Raw genomic sequence first — 2021 nt, 5'->3', positions numbered from 1 at the left:
TGACGGCACGCGAGTTCTCCCGCCGGGTCGCCCTGCTGACGCAGGCCCGTCCCACGCCCACCGGGCTCACCGTCCGCGACGTCGTCGAGTTCGGCCGCTACCCGTACCGCGGCCGCTGGGGCAGGGCCGACCCGGGCGGCGCCGCCGCCGTGGACCGGGCACTGGCCCTCACCGGCACCACCGCCCTCGCCGACCGCGGCGCCGAGCACCTCTCCGGCGGCCAGCTCCAGCGCGTCTGGCTGGCCGGCTGCCTGGCCCAGGAGACCGGCGTCCTGCTGCTCGACGAGCCCACCACCTACCTGGACCTGCGCTACCAGGTCGAACTCCTCGACCTGATGCGCGACCTGGCGGACGACCACGGCATCGCCGTCGGCGTCGTCCTCCACGACCTCGACCAGACCGCCGCCGTCGCCGACCGGGTCGTGCTGCTGCACGACGGCCGGATCGTCGCGGACGGCGAGCCCGCCGAGGTCCTCACCCCGGACCGGCTGACCGCGACCTACGGCATCCGCATCGAGGTCGACACCGATCCCCTCACCGGCCACCTGCGCACCCGCGCGGTGGGCCGCCACCACTCCCGCACCGCCCCGGAAAGGCTCATACCCTCCTCATGAAGCGTCACCTCCTCGCCGCGGCCACGGCCGCCGTCGCCGCCCTCGCGCTGAGCGCCTGCGGCACCACCGAGCCCGCCGCCGACGCCAAGGACACCAAGACGTCCGAGGCCGTCACCCTCACCGACGCCTCCGGCGCCGAGGTCAAGCTCGACGGCCCTGCGACCAAGGTCGTCGGCACCGAGTGGAACGTCGTCGAGAGCCTGCTGACGCTCGGCGTCGAGCCCACCGGCGTCGCGGACGTCAAGGGCTACCAGCTGTGGAACACCTCCGTCCCGCTCGAGGGCGAGCCCAAGGACATCGGCACCCGCGGCGAGCCCAGCATGGACACCGTCGCCGCGCTGGCGCCCGACCTGATCGTCGCCACCACCGACCTGCCCGAGGCGGCCGTCAAGCAGCTCCGCGACATCGCCCCGGTCCTCCAGGTCCGCTCCGCCGACGGCGCCGGCCAGGTCGACCAGATGCTGGAGAACGTCGACCTCATCGCCAAGGCCACCGGCACCGAGGACAAGGCCGAGCAGGTGCGCGAGCAGTTCGACGCCAAGCTCGCCGAGGGCAGGAAGGCGCTGGAGGAGGCCGGTCTGGCCGGCGAGGGCATCGCCTTCGCCGACGGCTACGTGACGTCCAACCAGGTCTCCGTGCGCCCCTACACCGCCACCTCCCTCATCGGCGAGGTCAACACCGGCCTCGGGCTGAAGAACACCTGGGAGGTCAAGGGCGACGAGTCCTACGGCCTGGGCGCCACCGACGTCGAGGGCCTCACCAAGCTCCCCGAGGACACCCACTTCGCCTACATCGGCAACGAGGGCGACGAGAACGCCACCCCGTTCGCCGAGGGCGGCATCCTCAAGGACAACGCCGTCTGGAAGTCCCTCCCGTTCGTCGAGTCCGGTGACGTGCACCGCCTCGACGACGGCATCTGGATGTTCGGCGGCCCGGGCTCGATGGAGGCGTACGTCGACGCCGTCGTCGAGGCGCTGACGAAGAAGTAACGCCATGGCCGTCACCGCACCCAGAACAGCCACCCCGGCCGCCGCCGCGGTGACGGCCGCACTGGCCCTGCTGGTCGCCGTCCTCGCGTCGGTCGACGTCACCCAGGGCACCGCCACGGCGGGCGCGCCGGAGCTGTGGAAGGCGCTCACCGGCGCCGCCGACCCCGGCGACGCCTCCGTGGTGATCGCCTCACGGCTGCCGCGCATGGTGGCCGGCCTGCTGGTCGGCGCCGTGCTCGGCATGGCGGGCGTCGCCCTGCAGGCCGTCAGCCGCAACGTGCTCGCCTCCCCGGACACCCTGGCCGTCAACGCCGGTTCCTACCTGGCGCTCGGCGTGGCCGCGGTCACCGGGGTCTCCCTGCCGCTGCTCGCCTCCTCCGGCATCGCCTTCGCCGGTGGCCTCGCCGCCGCGGCGGTG

The 2021-nt window shown here is 73.6% G+C and carries 3 protein-coding genes; all 3 read left to right on the top strand.

Annotated features, from left to right (window positions below; genetic code table 11):
* Positions 1-614 (top strand): ABC transporter ATP-binding protein (locus HW445_RS28560; protein WP_180223739.1); only part of this gene is annotated, 614 nt, incomplete at its 5' end.
* Entirely contained in the window at positions 611-1603 is a 993-nt protein-coding gene (locus HW445_RS28555) for an iron-siderophore ABC transporter substrate-binding protein (protein ID WP_180223738.1), read from the top strand. The genes HW445_RS28560 and HW445_RS28555, both read left to right, overlap by 4 nt.
* Before the next feature lie 4 nt (positions 1604-1607).
* A partial coding sequence (locus HW445_RS28550; protein WP_180223737.1) for an iron chelate uptake ABC transporter family permease subunit occupies positions 1608-2021 on the top strand: 414 nt, incomplete at its 3' end.

It is taken from the genome of Streptomyces sp. UH6 (assembly GCF_013421635.1).
GTDB classification, from domain to species: domain Bacteria; phylum Actinomycetota; class Actinomycetes; order Streptomycetales; family Streptomycetaceae; genus Streptomyces; species Streptomyces abyssomicinicus.
This window is presented reverse-complemented; position numbering and strand designations above follow the sequence as displayed.

Coding starts and splice junctions, on each gene's coding strand:
- HW445_RS28555 (WP_180223738.1), top strand. CDS start 611: ATGAAGCGTCACCTCCTCGCCGCGGCCACGGCCGCCGTCGCCGCCCTC.